The following is a 21960-nucleotide window of genomic DNA, read 5'->3' as shown; positions in this document are numbered from 1 at the left end:
TCAGTCTGGACTGTCATAAAGAGACTTGAACCGTGCGGAGCACAGCAGCCTAGATATGCTGACGAATCGCGTCGATATAGGCCCGACCGTAGCGCGTAAGCGTCGTGTTCTTGCGCGTGATGATGCCAATCTCCATGTACTCGTCCACGTCGAGCGGAATCGAGATAATGCCGGGGCCGTTGAGCTCGTGGCTGATCACGCCCGAGCATACCGTGTAGCCGTTGAGGCCCATGGCCAAATTGAACAACGTCGCACGGTCGCGCACGCGGATATTTTTGCGACGCTCGAACGTCGAGGTCAGCTCCTCGGAATAGTAAAACGAGTTGTAGCTGCCCTGCTCGTAGGACAGGAACGGGTAGTCTTCCAGATCCTCGAGCGTCACGCTGGAGCGGTCCGCCAGCGGATGGTCGGCGCAGACGAAGACATGCGGCGTGGCGCAGAAGAGTCCTTCGAACACGAGCTCGTTGGCCACCAGCATGCGCTCGATGACCTCGCGGTTGTGCTCGGACAGATATAGGATGCCCAGCTCGCTTTTCATGTGCGCGACATCCTCGATAATCTCGTGGGTCTGTTCCTCGCGCAGGGTAAAGTCGTAGCGCGCGGCATCGAACTCGCGGATCACGTCGACAAACGCGTTGACGGCAAAGGAATAATGCTGGCAGCTCACACTAAAGTGCGGCACCTGCTCGGATGCGCCCTTGTACTTGCCCTCGAGCAGGTCGGCCTGGTCGAGTACCTGGCGCGCATAGCCCAAGAAGGTCTCGCCTTCCTCGGACACAATGACGCCCTTGTTGGTGCGCTCAAAGATGTGCACACCCATCTCGTTTTCGAGATCGCGAATCGACGCGGTAATCGAAGGCTGCGACACAAAGAGCCGGCGCGAGGCCTCGGTAATGCTGCCGCATTCGGCAACTTTGACGACATATCTGAGCTGCTGGAGCTTCATGGCTGTCTCCTTAGCTGTTAGTGAGATTCGCGTCGGCAGTACCCGGCAGGCGCATAAACGGCGGCATCTCCCCCGTCGCGGCGCAGGCGGCAATCTGATGCAGGACTCCGGCGACCGCATCATCCACCGCGGCGCCGATATGCCAGCGCGCGGCAGCCGTGACGGCCTCGTTGGCATTGGCGACTGCAACGGAGTTGGGAACGGCATCGATCATGGGCAGATCGTTATCGGAATCGCCAAATACGGCCACCTCGTCGGGCGTCAGGCTCAAGGCGCGCGCCAGCTCCAGCGCAGCGCAGCCCTTGTCCCAACCATCCGGAAGGATGTCGAACAGGCGCACTCGGTTGTTGGGAAACACAAGCGAGAGTTCCGGCACCTCAACGGCAACGCGCTCGCGTAGCTCCGCGAGCTCCTCACGCGAACGGGCACTCCAGATATTCGCCTTAAACACCGGCGCGCCATCGACGACGGGACGACACGGGGCCTCTTCGCCTTTGAGCCACGCATTGCCGCCCGACTCCATAGCGCGACGCACACGCTCGGGATTGCTCGTCACGCAATAGGCATCGTTGCCCCAAAAGTCATCGCCCAGGCTGTAGACTTTTAGAAATGTATCGTCGGTCTCTTGCTCCAGATAGTCAGCCAAACGCATCAGAGCATCGTTGTCGATTGCGCGCGAAGCGACTACTTCGCCGTCGACAAACATCACCTGGCCGTTACAGAACGCACCGGTCGAAAAACACTCGGAACGGTTTTTGAACATCCAGCCCATCGCGGACGGCTGACGACCCGAAACCGGCCCAAAGTGCAGACCCGCCGCCTGCATGGCATGAACACCCTCAATGGCGTAGTCGCTGGCGCCGTCATGCCCGGCTGGAATCAGTGCATCGTCCATATCGGTCAGCACAAGTTTAATCATAAGGCCCCCATTCGTATCGGTCCTACCTATTGTAACGACCTGCCAAAATAAACCTGTCCCTTTTTGGCAGGTGCGCTAGTATAGGGAACAACAGATTCGATGCGGGAGTGCCGGCGGTGCAAACCACAAGGCTGAGAGGGCATGGGGCCCAATCCTTTGAACCTGTCAGTTAATGCTGGCGTAGGGAGCATGCCGCCTTTACAGGGGTGCTGTCTATGCACAGCGCCCCTTTTCTATGCCAAGGAGGCATGTGCAGTGATTGATTCGGAACAGCTTAAGCAGCATATGGTCAAGGCCGTGGAGGAGATTCGCGCCACCAATCCGATGGCCGGCTCCATCACCAACACGGTGACGATCGACTTTGTCGCCAACGCACAGCTCGCCGTGGGCGGATCGGCCGCCATGGTCTATCTGCCCGACGAAGGCGAGGCACTCGTTGCCGGCGGCGGCGCCATCTATCTCAACATGGGCACGCTCTTCCCCATCTACGAGCAGACGATTCCCCGAGCGGCCAAGGCGGCACACGACGCCGGCAAGCCCTGGGTGCTCGATCCGGTGGGCCTGGGCATCGGTAGCCTGCGCACCCAGCTGGTAAACGAGCTCAAGCAGTACAAGCCCGCCATCGTGCGCGGCAATGCCTCCGAGATCATTGCGCTCGCCGGCCTGTGGGGTCTTGAGGGCGAGGCGGCCGATCTGAGCCGCGTACGCGGCGTCGATACCACCGACACGGTCGACGCCGCCCGCGATGCCGCCGTGGCGCTCGCCCGCTACACCGGCGGCGCCGTGGTCGTCTCGGGCGAAGTCGACCTGATTACCGACGGCACGACCGTGGCCAAGTCCCACGGCGGCAGCCCGCTCATGTCCAAGATCACCGGCTGCGGCTGCTCGCAGGGCGGCGTGCTGGCCGTGTACGCCTGCGCCGCCGACCCGTTTACGGCAGCCGTCTGCGGCACCGCCGTCTACAACGTTGCCGGCACGCGTGCCGCCGCCGTCGCCGACGCCCCGGCAAGCTTTAAGGTCGCCTTTATCGACGAGCTCTACCGCGCGACCGCCCAGGACATCGCCGATAACCGACTCGAGCTCGAGGAGGCATAAGCCATGTCCGAGCCCGCAACCAATGCCGGCATGAACACACTCGTCGCCGTGGCCATCGCCCCGTGCGGCACCGGCGATGAACTGTCCGCCGAGGTCGCCGAGGTCGTGCGCGTCATTCGCGAGAGCGGCCTTCCCAACCGCACCACCTCGATGTTCACCGAGATCGAGGGTGACTGGGACGAGGTCATGCAGGTCGTGCGCGACGCAACCTTTGTGTTGGCGAGCAAGGGCATCCGCACCGAAGTCGTGCTCAAAGCCGATATTCGACCCGGATTTACCGACACCATGACCGGCAAGCTCGAGCGCATGGAAGCACAGATCAAAAAGCAGGAGGAAGCACGATGAGCATCCGCGACAACCTTGATATCTCGGCCTATCTGGTACTCGGCCCCGAAAACACGCTCGGGCGTCCCGTGGGCGATGTGGTGGCCCAGGCGCTCGACGCAGGCTTTACCTGCATCCAGGTGCGCTCCAAGGTGGCAAGTGCCCGCGAGATCATCGCGCTGACGGGCGACGCCGCGCAGGCAATCGCACAGGCCGGCAAGACCGGTCAGGTCGCCCTGCTGATCGACGACCGCCTGGACTGCGTACTCGCCGCGCGCGAGCAGGGCATCGCTGTCGACGGCGTGCACGTTGGCCAGAGCGATATTCCCGTCGAGGTCTGCCGCAAACTTTTGGGCCCCGATGCCATTGTGGGCCTTTCGGCCCGTTGCGAGGAGATGCTCGAGTACGTCAAGACCGCCGACATGAGCCTGGTCGACTACCTGGGCATCGGCCCGCTCCACGAGACCGAGACCAAGCGCGACTGCGGACGCGCGGCCGACGGCTCTATCATCACCAAGAGCTTTGAGGACTTGGCCGCACTCCACGCGGCAAGCCCCGTGCCCATCGTGGTGGGCGGCGGCGTCAAGACGGCCGACCTGCCACAGCTCAAGGCCACCGGCGTCGATGGCTTCTTTGTGGTGAGCGCCGTCTGCAGTGCCGACGACCCCTACGCCGCCGCCAAGGAGCTCGTCGATACCTGGCAGCAGGCATAGGCTCAAGCCGAGCAGCCGATTCGCAGCCTCATATCTTCAGCGATGGAAAGCGCATCCCAGTTTGGACCTCCATTCCGGGATGCGCTTTCCATATAGAGGCTCAACGGGAAACCGCATCCCAGTCTGAACTCATATTCCGGGACGTACTTTCCGAAACCCCACCGCTTGGGAAACTGTAACCCGTTCTGAGCGCTCATTCTGGGACGCGCTTTCCGCCGAGTCCACGGCAGCTTGCCCTACCCCGCCAGATACGCTTCCAGCGCGGGCAACGTCGCCTCCGCATCGCGGCGGCCGATCTGGTAGATGCGCTCGAGTTCATCGGGCTCGCGGCACAGCGACGGCACCTTCACCGATTCGCTCGGCCGCACCACAAAGATCTCGTCAGCGGCTTCGCGACGCGCCAGGTCATCGAGCGTGGCATTGTAGGCCTCGTGCCGATGCTCAAGCGCCGCAACAAACTCCGGATAGTGACGATACACGCGACGCAGCATAGGCATCACGCTATTGGGCTGCTTTACAAAGCCCGCCGGCTGCGTCAGCACCACCACGTTGCGGTCATAACCCTGCTCAAACAGCCAAGCGCTGGGAATGGAATCGGCAACACCGCCATCCAAGTACTTACGACCCTCGATGGCAACAGGACGCGTCGCCACGGGAATCGCCGACGACGCACGGATCCACTCGATATCGCGCTCGTCGCCATAGGGCAGGTCATGGTAGACGGCCTGCCCCGTCTTAAGATCGGTACATACGCACGTAAACCGCATGGGGCAGGCGCGATATGCCTCCAGATCGATGGGATCGCGCTCGATGGGTACCTCATGATAGGCAAACTCGGCATTGAACATATCGCCGGTTCGCAACCAACTCGTCACGCTCGCATAGCGCTTGTCGGCGCAATAGGCCTTGTTGTAGCGAATGGCGCGGCCGATCTGGCGCGATTTAAAGTTGTAGCCAAAGGCCGCGCCCGCCGAGACACCCACCATATGGTCGCAGGTTAGGCCGTGCTCCATCCATACGTCGAGCACGCCCGCCGTATACATACCGCGGTAGCCGCCTCCCTCGAGCGCAAGTCCCACCGTGCGCGTCGTGTCTGGCTGTGCCATGCGACCATCTCCGTTCCTGTGTTTTAAAGCGGAACAAGTATACCCGCCAACATATATCGCCTCGGTCGCGTTTCCATCGAACATCACATCGTCGCGCCACCATTTGGCGAATAATAGCCGCCCGCAGCATGAACAGCCATATACAATCCAATATTGTTGTTTATACTGCTGAGCAATCATCAGCAGCGAACACGAACCGACAAATTATCCCAGCGACGCAGCAAGGCGGAGGCCTGGATACATGCAAAGCGTTGAGCAGCAACGCGTGTGTACAACGAGCTCGCCCGACGCAATACACCCCGACCTCAGGAAGCCGCTTACAGCATGGATATCGCCAGCAATTACACCGAGACGCTCGAAAAGACCATCCGCGACCTTCTCGAGCGTCAGGACGATCTGATCAGGACTGCCTTTACCGACGAGCTCACCGGGCTTGGCAACCGCGGCGGCTTTGCCCGCTCCCTCGAGGAGCTCTGGGAGCAGGACGCCCCCGTTACCATGGCGTTCATCGATATCGACAATCTCAAGCATTGCAACGATATCTTTGGGCATGACGAGGGAAACCGCTATATCTTGCAGGTAAGCCTCTATCTCAAGCTATATATGAAGGTGGACGAGGCGGCATTTCGTCTGGGAGGCGACGAGTTTGCCATCCTGTCTACGATTGCGACCGAGGATGACCTTGCCGAGCGTCTGGAGCACTGTCGAGAGGTCCTGCTCAAGAATAACGATTCCGAGATGCCTCACTCGTTTAGCTACGGAGTGTCACACGCCGACCCCGCCCTGGGCGAAGCCTCCAATCGCATGACGCTCGATGCCGACCATCGCATGTACGACTACAAGCTGCGCCATGCCGTGCACCTTGATCGACGCAATATCACGCAAGTCCACGCCGACGATTTCGAAGTTAGCGATCGCATTTTCGACGCCCTTTCGATGCTCAACGAAGGCCGCTATTTCTTTATCGAGAACCTGGACAAACATCGCACCCTTTGGTCACAAGGCGCTATGCGCGATCTTGGCCTTCCTTCGGAGCATATAGACAACTGCCACGATTACTGGAAGACGCGTGTCCACCCCGATGACCTCGAGGCCTATAGCGACGATATCGACCAGATCTATAACGGCTCCAAACACCGTCACGTCCTGCAGTATCGCGTGCGCAATGCCGCCGGTGACTACGTTCTCTGCCGTGCTCGCGGGTTTCGTATCGACGGCGACGAAGGTGTCTCCTCGCTCTATGTCGGCGAGCTCGTCAACCACTCGCTTGCCGAGACCGTCGACGCCGCCACGGGCCTTGGAACGCAGCGCATGTTGCTCAACGCTATCGATGCCTGCCGTCGCGACTGTTGCGAGACGGGGCTTATAGCGGTGCGCGTTCGCGGCACGACAAAGCTCAATGAGCTTTACGGAGCCGAGGCTGTCGACAACATGCTCGCCGAATACGCAGGCCGCATGTTGTCGATCACCCGTGGCAGGAGTCGCGTCTACCGCTCACGAAGCGTCCAGTTTGTCGTGCTCAGCAACGATTTGGACCATAAGGCGTTCGAGGAACTGGTCCGTCATCTAAAAGAGGCCGTTTTCGCTCCCGTTCGAATCGCGGGCGATACCATTACTCCCGTCTGTCTAGTCGTTCCGGCCTTTTACGAGCGCCTAACCAATCAAGCGACCGCCGTTTTAGGCGAACTCGACCGTCGCCTTCGCACGGCCGGCGGACTTGTCCCCAACGACAGCCTCCCCATACCCGAGATAGAGCGCAAAAGCGCTATCGCCGAGCGCATCGATATGCTCACGGGCCTCTGTCGACCCAGCGAGTTTATGCGGCGCGCCAACGCATTTCTCCAGACAAGGCGCGACGGCGCTTGGTGTATCGCCACCGTCGACATGGGACACATGCGACTGTTCAACGAATGGCACGGACAGGCCGAGGGCGACCGCGTGCTCGCCGACGTGGGCACGGTCCTCAAGGACATCGAAAATGCCGACATGGGCGTCGCAGGATACTGGGGCCAAGACGACTTTTGCATACTCATTCCCTTTGAGCGCGACACCGTCCATCGAATCTATAGTCGCATTCGCGAGACCGTGGCCAAGCACGATGACGGCGTAGGCTTCTGGCCGTCCATGGGCGTTTGCCCTATCGACTCCAACGAGGAAATCACCATCGATGCACAGGCCAAGGCCATGTTTACCAATCGGCGCGCAAAAAACGACTTTAAGGAGCGCATTGCCATTTTCCGCCCCGAGGAGTATGAGCGCGAAATCTCGTTCCACCGCACGCTGACCGAATTCCAGTACGCGCTCTCAAACGGCCGCATCACCTACTACTTGCAGCCCCAGGTCGACATGGAAACCGGCGAGATTATTGGCGCCGAGGCGCTCACGCGCTGGATTGACAAGGATGGCTCCCTCATTTCACCCGTCACCTTTATCCCCGCTCTCGAGGAAAGTGGTTTTGTGGTGACGCTCGACAAATACGTTTGGCAGGGCGTTGCCTCGTGGCTGCGCGGGCGCATCGATCGAGGGCTTCGCGTGGTTCCGATCTCGCTCAACGTGTCGCGCGTGGATATCCTTGCCTGCGACGTTGCCGAACATATGGGAGCGCTCGCCGCGCAATACAACCTACCGCCCGAGCTCATGCGCATCGAGATCACCGAGACGGCTTATACGGGAGAGTCCGAAGCTGTGGATAAGCTGACAGCCGACCTGCACAGCCGCGGCTTCTCGACCTACATGGACGATTTTGGCACCGGCCAGTCCACGCTCGCGATGCTCAAGAACGTCAACGTTGACGTCATCAAGCTCGACCGCACGTTTGTGCCCGTCGACGGCGATCAAGGCCGCAGTGTGCAAATCATTTCATCAATGCTCGAGATGGCGCAGTCGCTCCATCTGCCCGTTGTGGTCGAAGGCATCGAGACAACTGAGCAGGCAAACATGCTACGCCAAATGGGCGCCCGCTACGCTCAGGGCTTTCTCTACTACCGCCCCATGCCGGCAAAGGATTTTGAGGCATTGCTCGATGGTGGCGACAGCGACTAGTACGCTCGCGCGCAAAACGCTGGCACCGAGGGGGACGTTTGTCCCCATGAGCCAGCCTACGCCCCAAAAACGCCACCGCCGAAGGGGTGTTTTGTCCCCATTGGCTAACTTATATCCCCAATCCAAACCAAATTGGGGATATGATACAAACCACTGTTGTGCCCAAGGAGGTTATCCATCATGAACGAGTCGTATCGCTTGGGCGAGCAATCGATTATCTCCTATCTTCAGCGACTTGCGAGCGGGGTCTCGACCGCCGAGCTCGATGTTACCGCGCTGCCCCCGGAGCTGCGTGCCATCGGTGAGCAACTGCAGAAAACGCTCGCCATCCTGCAACAAGAACGCGAGCTGCTTGAGCACGGCGCCTATATCGACTCGCTCACCAATCTTGGCAACCGTGGCGGACTCGACCGCCATGTCGATCAGCTCTGGCGCAAAGGCACCCCCTTCACCTGCGCCTATATCGATATCGACCGCCTTAAGCATTGCAACGATAAGTTTGGCCACGCCGAGGGCAATCGCTACATTCTGAGCATCTGCCGCGCACTCACCGAGACAATGGAGCACGATGAGTTGCTGTTCCGTATCGGTGGAGACGAATTTGTACTTATATCCCCCACGACAGACGAAGCCGAGCTCGAGCAGCGCCTGGAGCGGACGCGTGCCAATCTTATCGAGGCAACATCGGACGGCAAGGCGCCCATGATCGCCAGCTTTAGCTTTGGCTGCTCGCGCGTCGACCCACTTGCAGGCGATACGCGTCGCCAGATGACAAAGGACGCCGACCGCAAAATGTATCGCTACAAGCTCATGTACCGTGTGCAACAACCGGAAGAAGGCGATGCGCTGCAACGCCCGATCACCGAACAACCCCCCCCTGCAACGACCGAGTGTTCCAAGCGATCTCCATGAGCTCCGAGACACGCTATCCGTTCATCATTAACCTCGACACCGGCGAATCGCAATGGTCGGTTAATGCCGTGCGCGATTTTGACCTACCCTCCCAGCATCCCTACAACTCGCTCGATATATGGCTTGCCCGTGTTCACCCCGAGGACCGCGACAACGTACGTGCCGAGCTCGATATGGTGGTAAACGGCACGTGGCACTTCCACTGCATGCAGTATCGCGTCATGAATACCGCCGGAAAATACGCGCTTTGCGACTGCACGGGTTACCGCCTGGACGGCACCGATACCGAGCCCAACATGTATGTGGGCATTGTCGTCAACCGAAGCTTGGCAGATACGACCGATTCCGTGACCGGTCTGGGCGATATCCACGCCCTGGTCAACGCCATTGGCGAAATGCGTCGCGTGGCACGAAACGCGGGCTTGATCGCCATTAAAATCGACGAAATCGCACAGGTCAATGCCCGCTTTGGCTTTGATGCAGGCGACCGCGTTTTGGCAGAAAGCGCCGCCTGCCTCATGGATTGCTCGCGCGGCAAGGGTCGTCTGTTCCGCTCGACCGGACCGATGTTCGTGGCGCTCTTTGACGAGCTTGATCCCGAAGAGACCGACGCGGTTGCAGACGAAATCGAACGGTTCTTGGGATCGCCCGTGCTCCTTGGCTCATTTGAATATCAGCCGCCCCTTCGCGTGGCGACGCTTCATCTGGACGCCGTCGACCGACAGCCCGTTTCCATTTTGAACGAACTTAATGCGCTGATTAGAGAGGCGCCACAGGTACCGGGCACCAAGCTGGACTAGCGTTATGGGGCGCATGATGGTTAATTTCCGATCTCGGCGAACACATCAGGCAAATAGGTCGTACCCGCAGTTAGCCGAACGCCCCCCGCAGTCCCTAGCGGGCCCGGGGCACCGTTTTCCCAGTTAAAAGAATGGTGGAGATGCGTTTCGATGTGTCCGGTGGCCATACTCCGCCCACCGCCCGACATCTTTTCCCGGGCAAAGTCGAACGGTCGGTCCGCCTATTCCGTTTCCCCTAGGCTAGTACAGCGGGGGTTCCGGAGCCGCCCATTACATTCGTTCGAGAGGCGCTAAATTCATATGGAACGCGAAAGAGTTGATCACCCGATTATTATGCCCGCCTTAAAAAACAACCAAATATACGCCCCAATATCATTCCAGCACAACCAGGAATCCATTATTTGGCCAATTCAATAGCCCCCTCACCGCTCATTACCAAAATATGATCGGCGACATCGAGCAATCTAGAATCATGCGAAACGATCAAAAAGGCCTGACCTCGCTTATTTTGTTTAATGTACTCTATCAGGCAGCCACATGTCGATCCGTCAAGATCATTGGTCGGCTCATCGAGAATTACAAAATCCGCTTTTCGGCATAACGCCATAGCCAAGCGCAACCTTTGCAGCTCTCCTCCAGATAGATTAGAACATTTTTCCCATCTTTTTTTATCAATTGGTTCGAAACCGCATTCCTTGAGAAACGACGCCATTAACTCATAGCTAATGCCGTATTCATGCAAATAGTCTTCAACTGTGTCGCCGGGGACGAAAGCCGTTTGCTGCATAGCAGAGAAACACTCCGACCGAACTCGGTCAAGATTGATAGCGGTCAACTTTGTGCAATCGTACTCGATATTGTCATTTGCATGCTCATAAAAACCCAGGAGCAGCTTTAATAGTGTGCTTTTTCCAACACCATTAGGGCCTGTAATTACATACGTTCTGCCCACGTCAAATTGAAGATTCGCCCCGCATGTTATATCAACCAGCTCTTCATCGCGAATTAAACTGAAGTCTAAATCTAGGACCTGTATGCGGCCCACATTATTAAGCGCAAGGCAATTTCGGCAATCCCGTTTTCGCGCCTTTATTTCATTCAGCCTAGCTATTGATGCCCTCGTTTCCTGCAAAGACTGAAAGACGCCGATATAGTACTTGCCACAGCTCATCAATAGGGAATAATAAGAATTTATCATGGTAAATTCCCCAATTGTCATAGCTCCTGTGGCTATTCTTGCTCCCGAAACCAGCAACAAAACAGCTTGAAATCCCGCCGCCGCCATACGATCGCTAGAACTTACTATACTTTGTACTTTCGCGAGTGCGAGAACTGAAGGATAGTACGCAGCATCAAACTGTTTTTCTACATGCTCGAAGCTGCTGTCATAACCGGCTAGCAGCTTAATCTCGAACGTCCGTTCGATAGGTGATGCTATGGAGCTGAACAGGAACCCATCTTCCTCTTTCTTTTGAAATGAAGCGGCAAGTAGTGAGGGCTGGAGCATAAGCACCATAATGCAATACGCCCCAAGAAGCGTTATGCCGACGGTGCATATCGATAAATCGAGAGAAGCGATTAGCAGAAAAACCGCAATCATTGTAATCGCATTCATGAACAATGGAATCATGTTTACGACAACAAACGATGTTATTGAAGAGGTGTCCGAGTTTATTTTCTGAGCAGAGTACAACGGGGAAGTCGACTCTATGTCTGTAAGTGGCAAATGTTGAAAGTCTGACACGATTTCTTTTAAAAAACTGAAATACGAGAGGTTCAGGACTGACGTCTGGAGCATCTTTGCAAAGTAAGAGAAGACCGCCGAAATAATCCCCAATAATGCTATTGCAAAGGCTAAAATATAAATTGAATGCATGTCCTGACCGTAAACGAGCATATCAACAAACTGTCCGTTCAAATACGGTGACAGCGATGTCAGAGCATAGCTCACCAGAACCATGACCATCAGCATCTTTGCACCGCGGCATGACATCGTTGTTTTGACCACATGCCAGAACAACGCGCACTCGTCTCTCCGCCATTTGAATTGCATCATTATATCAACCACGCCTCTGAACAGGGCCTTTTATTTGAGTTGTCAATTATATTCAACCCTCTATCCAAAGAACTGTCCTTTCGCAGCCGTAACACATAGTAATAAACGCCTGCAGTGTGGTCATTTCGATAGAGTTCGTAAACATCATCAATTGCCTCATCTACTGATGTCCACCTTGTTGGATTAGCCAAATACGCACTCCATGCAACACCCTCAACAAACGAAGAGCATGGATAGACCTCGTCATATCCCAGCAAAGACATCGTTCCCGACAACTCGCTGCTCATTATGTCTTGCACTATTGAGACTGCATCCAGACTGTCCTTATCAGCACAAGCCATCATTCCCACCATCAGCGCGGTACCATCATCGCTTAAATAATCAGGGAGCTTTTCGATAATCTCGTTGCTAACTCGGCATCCATCAAATCCCCCATCTCCGACAAAAGGATATTCAAGTCCATTGGGAATGGGGACCAGCGGAGGATTTGCAACAATATAGTCGTATTTACTATCAGGTTCGAGCTTCTCATACAAATTCCCTTGAACCGTTTTTATCGCACCGTCCAGACCATTCAACTTGGAATTAAGCATGTTAGTTACACAAGTTTCGGCGTTTATCTCCACCGATGTAACCGTCATGCCACCCGCTGCCATGATCAGCGACTGAATCCCAGAGCCCGCACACAAATCAAGCCCCTTCTTCCCGAGCTGAGGAGATAGCCGCCTGGCAAGTCCTAATGAATCTGGGCCGAAATATCTTTTAGGGTTTGGCTGCGGAGCATCCGCGACAATCCAGACACCTCTATATCGATTTAAAACCAGACCCGCTGAGCGGACAATCCCGTCCTCTAAAACAACGATGCCAGCGTCCACTAATAGTTTAATCAGCTCAATAAATGGCTTCATTTCAGCTTGCGCTACAGACTCTCCAAGATACAGAAGCCTCACTAGTCCGCGATATTCTTGGTTTACTTTACCCGATGCAAATAAGTGCTCAACAACATAAAACCTATCCCCCGCCACGGATATGCCCTCGAGTAAATCTGTTAAGCCAACCCTATCAAATTCTTTTGACAATCGACTGTATTGGTCCATTTTGTCGTCCATCCCGCTTCCGCTGGCTATCGCCTCATAAACACAAACCTAACTAGCCGCACGAACGACAAAGAGGCCAAGCTGAACAGAAGTAGAAACAAAACTTCAAAAACACTGGTATTCCAATCGCGTACCCAGCCCTCTACCGCCAACAAAAAAAACAGCAGCCCCATCCATAACGTCACAGAAGAAATCAACTTTGCGTAAGGGCGTATATCAATCCCGCTCTCCCTTTTTGTGACATCATATCCAGCAATTGAGCAGAGCCATCTTCCTCTTCTGTATTGGATTGAAAGGATAATCAGGGCAATCGAAGTCATCAAGCAGACAGCATCCCCTGTTTCCATAGAACTTCCTTTGCTTTCCGTCCTTGTTACGCATTCACAATCGAATCAAACCAGGTGTGAATTACTCGATAGCAACCGCCTTCGTATAAACCATAGCCGCTGCAGCAGCATTAACGACTGCGCCGTAGTTAACACCAACTACGATGTCATAAACTGCAACTGCCCAAACTGCAGCCGGGAATATAGCAACTCCCACCGCTGGCTCCGGATCTTGACTGCCACCATTTAAGTTAACTGGACCAACCCGCGGATCAAAATCCATTTTTTACCTTCTTTCTAACTTGGCAATAGTCTCCAAAACTACAGATCAATCTGCAATTCTCTAATCTCCATATCACCTTCCATTAACTCATTAGGTATCACTCCCTTCAAGAGAGTGGGCGGCAAAAGACACCGATCTGTTTCGCTCACCGAATAGATCAGGTAATTCAGATCTCGCATTCCATCACTTTTCAAACCCTCTTGAGTCGTTTCGCTCTTAAAAACAAGCTCAAAGACCGACATGTAGTCTCGAATTCCCTGCCATTGCTGCAAGTTCGGAATTACGCCAAATATTGAATATAGGAAGTAGGCATCTTCAACAATCGTTCTTACAAAAGCAATTTGCGTCATACACTCTTGCTGGTTGTCCTGAAGCTCCAATACGACTGATGATGAGCCGAAGTTATCCGAGATGTCATTGACCGTTTGAACTATAGACCCATCAACAATCGGAGACAGATACGAACATCTCAGTGGAGCGGCTTTCGCGTAGTAGGGAATATACATGATATTGTTACGCTGATACAGAAATCTAGGTGCAAGATCGTCTAAATCGCCCTCGAGAAATAAGCCTGTTTTCCATATTTTCAAAATTGTATTTAGAACTTTTTCGGCAACGATTGACCTATCGCTGCCGGACAACTTCTTATTGGCGCAAATTTCGTTAGCGATATCTTTAATGCACCGTCCTCCATCTATCAAATTAACGATAGCGAGCGCATCTTCATTGAGACGAATATAGTAGCTGTTCGCGGTCAAAACGCTACCGGTCTGAGTGTGCCTTACGCGTACGGCATACCGCATTCTCGGAACAGCACCCAGCATCTCTCTTTTCTTCATATTTCCTTACCCTACCTCTAGGAAATAGTAATTCATGATTCCGTTCGCAAGTTCTACCGACACCGACCGTTTAAACCCAAACTGCTCGAGCCCAGATTCGCAGCCATCCTCAGTGATAGCGGCTACTCGACATGGCGTTTCCGAACCTTCCCAGCGCAACTCCGTAATTTGAATCCCCCTTTCCAATATAAATAAAACCAAACTGCTAGACCTGCCTCTTAGTGCAGCGCCCTTAGCCGTAATCAGCATTCCGCAAGGTTCGATGGAATCAGCCCTGATCAGGCAAACCTGATAACGCCCATCAAATAGAGTCTGCCTAATTAGACGTCCTCTCATCTTTCCATTTTGTATAGTTGAGAATGGGTCAAGCACGACATATTGATCCATGCTTTCATTGGCTCTATAAACAAAAGACAAAACCTCTTTGCAGTCGCTCTCTTTAGCCCTAACTGCTTTTACGCAACTTACCCCCGTGCACACGTGCAGCATCCTCCAATTCTTGAGATATATCTATGTTCCTTTCTTTGAAAAGAACAGGAAGCCCCTGTTGGATACTTGTGAAGTCCGAAAGCTCCTCTATACGAGCTAAGCACTTCTCGACAATTGGGTGCCGTAACGCATATCTATCTATTTCGAGATCAATATAGTCCTGCAGAGTATTTCGATTTAGATTCCAAATGGTAATCGGCAGGTAAGGAGACACCGAGAGCTCCCCATACGCATTGACGCATATTTGCGGAATTCTCCCTGTCTCCCTATACATATACAAATGGTCTACGGGGTCACCCCAGGTAATCTGCATTTGAGAAACGGCATTGCGCGCGCTCAAATATGCAGCAAGCGCATCATTTTGCTCGGGCGTTAGGCACAGATCCTTATAATTCAGCTCACCTCGTCCGAGCGGCATCAAAGGCTGTGCTCTAAAATCACTTACACCTTCTTTTTCACAAAAACTAATTATTGAAGGGTATTCCCTTATATTCCTAGCATGGGGAAGAGAAGCAACTGCGACCCTTATTCCGTGTCTTCGTGCGATCTTAATCGCATCCAGTACTCGATGAAGCTTACCGTTACTCAACCTCACATGGTCATAAGACGCATCTGAAAGCCCATCGAGACTAAACTGCACTAAATCCAGTCCATCTCTTTTTAGGGCGTCAGCAATTTCATCTGTCCAAAGAATGCCATTGCTGACCATTGACACGAGAGTGCCTCGATTAAGCTCCTTAACTAACCTCACGGCGCGACGAATCAAATCAAACCTAAGAATGGGCTCTCCGCCACAAATGCAAATCGAGGAAAGATCAATCAAGGCAAGCTGTCGAAAAACGCTGATTAGTTCGTCATCATTCATTTCCTCATAGACACATTCCCCGCCGAAATCAAAACAATGCCGACATCGCAAATTGCATCGATAGGTCACATCAACTGAGGCCGAGCTAAGATAATTCATATAGAATCCGCCCTCTTTCGTGCTTACAAAATACTTAATTGCAATTATGGACCTAGCAATTCTCGTTTATTTCTAATTATTTGTAATGAATATGTAATGGATTCAAAAGCTGTAAGTTTGAGTCCTACATATTAAAGACATTGACGACTTCCTCGGACCTAAAGTAGATGGCAGATTCCCCAATCATGGAAACCGTTATATAAGCCCACTCTAAAACTCAATTTGATTTTTATTATAGGACAATCTTTCGCCTCATCTTTGTCTGTTTAAAGAAAAAGGACGATATGAAAGAAATCGGAGAATTTGTACCCTTTGGCTTGCTCTTTTACAAACGTATTCCCAATACGTTTTAAACATGCAGCACTCGCCTTAAGGTCGAAATATAAACGGGGCGAGGCCGGGCTACGTCACGTACCGCAGGACGGGGGGCACAGATCAGATTCACCTATCATGAATTCATCTGCGCGATAAAACTGTGCATGCAAATTTACCGCACTATGAACTACATCGTGCAGGACATGAAGGAGTCGACGACCCGCTAGCTTCACCCGCTTGAAAACACCCGCAAGCGACGGCAGCGTGAAAAGCAATTGGCCTCCGGGGAAACCTCTACGGAGTTCTCGATCTCCGTATTTGTCGAACTGCCAGTTCTGCCACGCCGTCCACTTCCTGCCCGCCGAGGTCATTCCTCAAGCCGCACAGCAGCCCGCCTTCTAAGACCTCAGAGTTCGCCATCGAAGGCGACCTGCCCAGACTCCTCACAATCGGCTTGCATGAGGCCCCGCGCTCCAACATCCTCTGGACCGTGTCCCTTTCGTACCTGGTAAGCGAGCCCGCCGTTGGCTCTCGGGGCCGGCTTCCCGGTCCCGAGAAACACTCGGATGAAGCTACCGATCGAGACGGGGCGCATGATGGGCAGTCGCTGGAATCGCGCCCCACGTCATCTGCCCGCTCGTGCGATAATCCTCCGCAGAAGTCACCAACAACAGAGGGAGTTTGCGATGAAGGTTCTTTTGGTCAATGGCAGTCCCAAGGCAAACGGCAATACCGCCCGCGCACTCGCCGAGGTCGCAGGGCAGCTTAATGCAGAAGGCATTGATACCGAGGTGTTTCAGCTGGGCGCCAAGCCCATTCGCGACTGCATCGGCTGCGGTCAGTGCGGCAAGCTTGGCGGTCGCTGCACCTTTGACGACGACGTGGTGAACGAGCTGATCGCTGCCGCCGAGCAGGCAGATGGCTTTGTCTTTGGCTCACCCGTCTACTATGCGCACCCCAGCGGACGCATCCTTTCGGCCCTCGATCGCGCCTTCTATGCCGGAGGCAAAGCCTTTGCACACAAGCCGGGCGCTGCCATCGCCGTCGCCCGTCGCGGCGGTACGTCGACGACTTTCGACGTGCTCAACAAGTACTTCACCATCAACCAGATGCCTGTGGTCGCCTCCACGTACTGGAACAACGTGTTTGGCGCCATGCCGGGTGAAGCTGCCCAGGACGCTGAGGGCCTGGCCACCATGCGAAACATCGGCAAGAACATGGCTTGGCTCCTGCATTGTATCGAGGCAGGACAGGCTGCCGGCATCGAAGCCCCCGAAGCCGATCGCGAGCGCACCAACTTCATCCGATAAGTCCAGCGGTGGTCACCTCGATGTTCTATCAATGTCAGCGAGAAGCCAACTGACGAGGCAAGGTGCCTTGAAAGAGGAGGACGCTGGGCTTTTGCCCGCGTCCGACGATTGAAAGGCAGATTGCCCGTCAGATGGCTTCGCAGCGTCGAGGTGACCGTCGTTCGTTAGAACGACGGAACTACGAGAACGGCGGAACATACTATGAACGTGCAAATCTTCGGGACTAAGAAGTCCTTCGATACCAAGAAGGCCCAGCGCTATTTTAAGGAGCGCCGCATTAAGGTGCAGTTTATTGACCTTAAGGAAAAGGAGATGAGCAAGGGCGAACTCACGAGCGTGATGCAAGCGGTCGGCGGTATCGACAAGCTGCTCAACCCCAAGGCCAAGGACGAGGAGACGCTCGCGCTTATCCAGCACCTCACCCCTAGCCAGCGCTTCGACAAGTTGCTCGAAAACCAGCAGGTTCTGGCCGAGCCCATCGTGCGCAACGGCAAAAAGGCCACCGTCGGTTATTGCCCCGATGTATGGGGAGCCTGGGAGTAGCCTGTGTTATTTGCCAGCGCGTGGGTATAAGAGCAGGCGTTTGGCATATGATTCAACTGTAAGCCATGTCTAACAAAGGAGGGCACATGCCCAACAAACCCGTGAAGATTATCATGCTTACCGGATACCTCGGTGCTGGCAAGACCACACTGCTCAACCACATCCTCGCTAACGATGGCGGCATCCGCGCCGCCGTGATCGTCAACGATATCGGCGAGATCAACGTCGACGCCAGCCTCATCGCCGACGGCGGCCTTTCCGAGACCGACGACCTCATCCCGCTCACCAACGGCTGCATCTGCTGCACGCTTTCTGAGGACCTTGCCAACCAGCTGCAGGGTATCGCCGATTCGGGCAAGTTCGACTACATCATCATCGAGGCCTCGGGTATCTGCGAGCCTATCCCCATCGCCTACACCATCTCGAGCTTCTGCGATGAGGCCAAGGTGGGCGGCGAGCCCAAGCTCGCGCTCGACAACATCGTGGCCGTGGTCGACTGCGCCCGCATGTACGACGAGTTCAACGGCGGTCGCGACCTGCTGGCCGAGGATATCGACGAGGACGACATCGAGAGTCTGCTCATCCAGCAGATCGAGTTTTGCTCCACGCTGATCCTCAACAAGACCGATACCGTCACGCCTGAGCAGATTGCCGAGCTCAAGGCCATCGTGCGCAGCCTGCAGAAGGACGCCGTGATTGTCGAGGCCCAAAACGGCGAGGTTCCCATGGAGGAGCTGCTCGACACCGATCGCTTCGACTTTATGCGCGCCTACAACTCCGCCGCTTGGATCGAGGCCATGGAGCATCCCGAAGAGCATGACGACCCCGAGGTGCTCGAGTACGACATCGAGACCTTTGTGTACTCGCGCCGCAAGCCGTTTGACCTGCAGAAATTCACCGATTTTGTTGAGCAGGAGTGGCCCGACGAGGTCATTCGCGTCAAGGGCCCGCTGTGGCAGACCGGCGATCCGGACATGTGCTACATGTTTGAGCAGGCCGGCCACCAGATGCGCCTGATGGAGAACGGCCTGTTTGTCGACTCGGCGCCCGAGGGCGAGAAGCAGAAGATCATCGACGAGAACCCCGAGATCATGCAAATTTGGGACGACGAGACGGGCGACCGCATGACGAGCCTGTGCGTCATCGGCCGTCACATGGATAAAGACGCGCTCATCGCCGCGCTCGATGCCTGCCTGACCGACTGGCACCGCGCCTAGGCTATCGAAGCGGGTATTATCGCCCATGCAACCGCCAAACCACCACGAAGGTGACTGTCCCCTTCGTGGTGGTTTTTCGTTCTATGCCAAGGAGATTCATGTTCAATATCGTGCTGTACGCGCCCGAGATTCCGGCCAATACGGGCAATATCGGCCGCACCTGCGTGGTTACCGGTGCCCGCCTGCATCTGGTGGAGCCGCTGGGGTTTTCGCTCGACGACAAGACGGTGCGTCGCGCCGGCCTGGGCTACTGGCAAAACTTGAACGTGACGACCTATACCGGCTGGGAGGATTTCCTTGCGCGCAACGGCCTCTCCCCCGCCGACGAGCGCCTGCATCTGTTGACCAAAAAGGCACGCCGCACCTATGCGCAGAGTACCTACCGCGATGGCGACTACTTGGTCTTTGGCAGCGAGAGCTCGGGCATTCCCGAGCCACTGCTCGCCGCGGCACCCGAGCGCTGTGAGCGCATCCCTATGCTGCGCGATTGCGACTCGCTCGATAACGCCGAGGCTTGGGAAGCCCACGAGGAGGCGCTCGGGCATACCGAAGATAGCCACGAAGCCATCCTTCAGCAGGATATCTGCGGCAACTTCGTCGACCCGAACGACTACCGCATCAGCGCACTCAACCTCTCCAACAGCGCCGCCATCGTCCTCTACGAGGCCCTGCGCCAAACAGGCTTTCCGGGAATGTGACAAAGGGACAGTCTCGTTGTCATATCGGACAATTGTCACATTGACACCCTTCAAACGAAATCAGAGCTGCCCGCTATCGCAACGTAAGGCATCGCGATAGCGGGCGTTCAGCTGAATCAGTAATTTGATTTCAAAGGTAGATATTAATCTTCGAATTCGACATTGACCCTTACGTCTGGACCACAGAACGTCGACACCTGCTTTTTCACCAGTTTTACTGCACGTTCATCAGATTTTTCCAGCATGCCACTTTCTTGAACCTTTTGCCTCTGGTCCTTATCAGCCTGCTGAAGCAATTTATTTAAATCGTCCGTACTGACCTGATTCCAATTAAGAAAACCATTGTCCTCAACGTACTTTTTAAGCGAGTTCGGATCCGTTGACAACGTCACGATCTCGGAATGCGGAAGCGTAACATTAACAGATTTTATTACCGACTCGTTGTTTTTCGAACGATGGACTTTGACCTTCAGGTTCTCATCGTCTACGTTCAGGCCGATATCCGCCTTGCCATCGATGGTCGCTACATATCGCTTAGTAGTAAATGGATTGTTAAAACCAAACGGATTCCCTGCGTCGTCAATATATAGAACCTGAGTAAAATCGTATTCGTAGGTAAGCAACTTCGTTACCGGCTTAATTTCTTCCCGAATCGAATCATCGCTTATAACGGTCTGATCGCGCGTCAACCACAGGTACACGCAGCCGCCGCAAGCTGCAATCAAGCCTAACGCCAATAGGGCGACAATTATCTTCTGGCCAATTGTTTTAAACGGATTGGAAACGCTCATTTAGCCCTTGTCCTCCAGTTGTCCTCAGGGTAATTACGGACTCAATTCATTTATATTGGGTTTTGATGTCAACCAATTCAGAAAGGAAGGACTTAAATCCAACATAATATAAATACACATTCATACGTTAATTTAATACCTATTCTGCTGCACGTAACTTTAGAAAGATTGGGGCACAGACCATAGGCCGGCACCCCAATCCATACATAGGCATCATAACGCGTTGATCATTCGATCATACGCCCACGTTAATCAACTGAAACGCTGACGCCCATCCGCTGATCTCGGTCGCCATATCCGATCATCAGCTCCCGTCCCTTTTTATCCTTTGCGCAAAAACTGCTGTCATACGAATATTCGATGTCCTTGTATCCCTTTTTCTTGCAAGCTTTGATGTATTTGTCGTACCCATCATGATCGATGCCAAATGCGACAAACGAAAGGCAGTCTTTTTCGTCTAACGACGTATAAACGATAGGGCAATCAGGCTTCGGCAAGGATTTTGCAAGGGCTTTTGTTGGCCAGTCATACGCCTTGACACCGCCCTTTGATGAAGTCGTATAGGTTTTCGACTTGAAACTATAGTACTCGAGATATATCTTTCCATCGCCGCCTAGATAGGCAATAGTCGCCACTGAAGGCTCCATCAGGTCATATTGATTCTGCTGGGCATTGGCGACATAGTCACCATGAATAATGCACGGAACGCTATCAACCGATTTTCGCTTCTCGACGATTCGCTGGCTATTCGCCGTCATTATCAGCGTTGAATAATCGTGCGCAGCCTCTTCCTCATCAAAAACGTCAGTAAACAGGAGTTTCTGTTCGTCAGTCAACTCCCCTTTCGGCTCAAACTGAATAGTGAACTGAGCAATATCGAAGCTCGATTTATTGTCATATTCAAATGTCATCATCTCGACGCCATCAACAACGCCTTCTGAGACACTCCAGTTTAGTTGATCGATTTTTACTGAATCCTTCTTACCTGGCTTTGGCTTCTTTCCACTTTTCTTAGTCGCTGCAAATGCGCATGTCGGACTCCAGCCGCGACCCGTAATTCCGAGTGGTAGAGAAATGCCGATTAGCGCCGCCGCGCTAAAAGCCAGAACTGCCGTAAATAACTTTTTCTTCATTACATATCCCTTGGTAGTCGTTTAACCTCCCCCTCGTCAAAT

General features: G+C 54.2%; 21 protein-coding genes and 1 riboswitch. Of the genes, 10 read left to right on the top strand and 11 right to left on the bottom strand.

Features of this window, described 5'->3' with window-relative positions:
• Positions 1–49: 49 nt before the first annotated feature.
• Together ACGHIZ_RS03200 and ACGHIZ_RS03195 are read right to left on the bottom strand one after the other, a co-directional pair.
• Positions 50–946, bottom strand: coding sequence for a LysR family transcriptional regulator (locus tag ACGHIZ_RS03200; protein ID WP_055286633.1), 897 nt, complete (start codon positions 944–946; stop codon positions 50–52).
• Positions 947–956: 10 nt separating this feature from the next.
• The gene (locus ACGHIZ_RS03195; RefSeq protein WP_390449149.1) at positions 957–1865 is read right to left on the bottom strand and encodes an HAD-IIB family hydrolase; all 909 of its coding nucleotides are present in this window, start codon (positions 1863–1865) and stop codon (positions 957–959) included.
• Between the two features lie 93 nt (positions 1866–1958).
• Positions 1959–2069: riboswitch (TPP riboswitch) on the top strand.
• A gap of 51 nt (positions 2070–2120) precedes the next feature.
• Between ACGHIZ_RS03195 and thiM the strand changes: the two genes are divergently transcribed.
• The 3 genes from thiM to ACGHIZ_RS03180 are packed head-to-tail and all read left to right on the top strand — an operon-like array spanning position 2121 to position 3997.
• Positions 2121–2960 (top strand): hydroxyethylthiazole kinase, encoded by an 840-nt coding sequence (gene thiM / locus ACGHIZ_RS03190; protein ID WP_233543036.1) that lies wholly within the window; start codon positions 2121–2123, stop codon positions 2958–2960.
• 3 nt (positions 2961–2963) lie between these two features.
• Entirely contained in the window at positions 2964–3305 is a 342-nt protein-coding gene (locus ACGHIZ_RS03185; RefSeq protein WP_225093307.1) for a thiamine-binding protein, read from the top strand.
• Complete coding sequence (locus ACGHIZ_RS03180) at positions 3302–3997, top strand: thiamine phosphate synthase (RefSeq protein WP_006234517.1); 696 nt, start codon at positions 3302–3304, stop codon at positions 3995–3997. The genes ACGHIZ_RS03185 and ACGHIZ_RS03180 overlap by 4 nt, the downstream gene beginning before the upstream one ends.
• 236 nt (positions 3998–4233) lie before the next feature.
• Here ACGHIZ_RS03180 and ACGHIZ_RS03175 read toward each other — a convergent pair whose 3' ends face one another.
• The gene (locus ACGHIZ_RS03175) at positions 4234–5103 is read right to left on the bottom strand and encodes a patatin family protein (RefSeq protein ID WP_390449146.1); all 870 of its coding nucleotides are present in this window, start codon (positions 5101–5103) and stop codon (positions 4234–4236) included.
• A 324-nt stretch (positions 5104–5427) separates the two neighbouring features.
• Between ACGHIZ_RS03175 and ACGHIZ_RS03170 the strand changes: the two genes are divergently transcribed.
• From ACGHIZ_RS03170 to ACGHIZ_RS03160, 3 genes are all read left to right on the top strand, one after another.
• Complete coding sequence (locus ACGHIZ_RS03170; protein ID WP_390449143.1) at positions 5428–8145, top strand: EAL domain-containing protein; 2718 nt, start codon at positions 5428–5430, stop codon at positions 8143–8145.
• 180 nt (positions 8146–8325) lie between these two features.
• Positions 8326–9057: a GGDEF domain-containing protein gene (locus tag ACGHIZ_RS03165; RefSeq protein WP_390449141.1), complete on the top strand. Its 732-nt coding sequence runs from the start codon at positions 8326–8328 to the stop codon at positions 9055–9057.
• A complete protein-coding gene (locus ACGHIZ_RS03160) occupies positions 9054–9857 on the top strand; it encodes a diguanylate cyclase domain-containing protein (RefSeq protein ID WP_390449137.1) in 804 nt (267 codons plus the stop codon). The genes ACGHIZ_RS03165 and ACGHIZ_RS03160 overlap by 4 nt, the downstream gene beginning before the upstream one ends.
• Before the next feature lie 397 nt (positions 9858–10254).
• Here ACGHIZ_RS03160 and ACGHIZ_RS03155 read toward each other — a convergent pair whose 3' ends face one another.
• From ACGHIZ_RS03155 to ACGHIZ_RS03130, 6 genes are all read right to left on the bottom strand, one after another.
• Positions 10255–11829, bottom strand: a complete 1575-nt coding sequence (locus ACGHIZ_RS03155; protein ID WP_390449134.1) for an ATP-binding cassette domain-containing protein — start codon at positions 11827–11829, stop codon at positions 10255–10257.
• 83 nt (positions 11830–11912) lie between these two features.
• Positions 11913–13022, bottom strand: a complete 1110-nt coding sequence (locus ACGHIZ_RS03150; RefSeq protein WP_390449131.1) for a methyltransferase — start codon at positions 13020–13022, stop codon at positions 11913–11915.
• Positions 13023–13036: 14 nt separating this feature from the next.
• Positions 13037–13357, bottom strand: coding sequence for a hypothetical protein (locus tag ACGHIZ_RS03145; RefSeq protein WP_390449128.1), 321 nt, complete (start codon positions 13355–13357; stop codon positions 13037–13039).
• A 61-nt stretch (positions 13358–13418) separates the two neighbouring features.
• Positions 13419–13619 carry a hypothetical protein gene (locus tag ACGHIZ_RS03140; protein ID WP_147348626.1) on the bottom strand — a complete coding sequence of 67 codons (201 nt, stop codon included), beginning with the start codon at positions 13617–13619 and terminating at the stop codon, positions 13419–13421.
• A gap of 38 nt (positions 13620–13657) precedes the next feature.
• Positions 13658–14458, bottom strand: coding sequence for a hypothetical protein (locus ACGHIZ_RS03135; RefSeq protein WP_390449125.1), 801 nt, complete (start codon positions 14456–14458; stop codon positions 13658–13660).
• Between the two features lie 445 nt (positions 14459–14903).
• Entirely contained in the window at positions 14904–15911 is a 1008-nt protein-coding gene (locus ACGHIZ_RS03130; protein ID WP_390449122.1) for a radical SAM protein, read from the bottom strand.
• A gap of 1001 nt (positions 15912–16912) precedes the next feature.
• Between ACGHIZ_RS03130 and ACGHIZ_RS03125 the strand changes: the two genes are divergently transcribed.
• The 4 genes from ACGHIZ_RS03125 (at position 16913) to ACGHIZ_RS03110 (ending at position 19994) form a co-directional block, all read left to right on the top strand.
• Positions 16913–17536: a flavodoxin family protein gene (locus tag ACGHIZ_RS03125; protein ID WP_390449119.1), complete on the top strand. Its 624-nt coding sequence runs from the start codon at positions 16913–16915 to the stop codon at positions 17534–17536.
• Positions 17537–17737: 201 nt separating this feature from the next.
• Entirely contained in the window at positions 17738–18079 is a 342-nt protein-coding gene (locus ACGHIZ_RS03120) for an arsenate reductase family protein (RefSeq protein ID WP_055252194.1), read from the top strand.
• A gap of 86 nt (positions 18080–18165) precedes the next feature.
• On the top strand, positions 18166–19296 hold the full coding sequence (locus tag ACGHIZ_RS03115; protein ID WP_390449115.1) for a GTP-binding protein: 1131 nt from the start codon (positions 18166–18168) through the stop codon (positions 19294–19296).
• A gap of 98 nt (positions 19297–19394) precedes the next feature.
• Complete coding sequence (locus ACGHIZ_RS03110) at positions 19395–19994, top strand: tRNA (cytidine(34)-2'-O)-methyltransferase (RefSeq protein WP_390449112.1); 600 nt, start codon at positions 19395–19397, stop codon at positions 19992–19994.
• 143 nt (positions 19995–20137) lie between these two features.
• Here the strand turns inward: ACGHIZ_RS03110 and ACGHIZ_RS03105 are convergent, their stop codons facing one another.
• Complete coding sequence (locus tag ACGHIZ_RS03105) at positions 20138–20785, bottom strand: DUF4230 domain-containing protein (RefSeq protein ID WP_118267933.1); 648 nt, start codon at positions 20783–20785, stop codon at positions 20138–20140.
• Between the two features lie 248 nt (positions 20786–21033).
• Entirely contained in the window at positions 21034–21918 is an 885-nt protein-coding gene (locus tag ACGHIZ_RS03100; protein ID WP_390449109.1) for a DUF6591 domain-containing protein, read from the bottom strand.
• Positions 21919–21960: the final 42 nt, after the last annotated feature.

Origin of the sequence: Collinsella sp. i05-0019-G5 (genome assembly GCF_042851345.1) — a bacterium.
Lineage (GTDB): Bacteria > Actinomycetota > Coriobacteriia > Coriobacteriales > Coriobacteriaceae > Collinsella.
The sequence above is the reverse complement of the archived record's forward strand: the minus strand, read 5'-3'. Positions and strand labels throughout refer to the sequence as shown.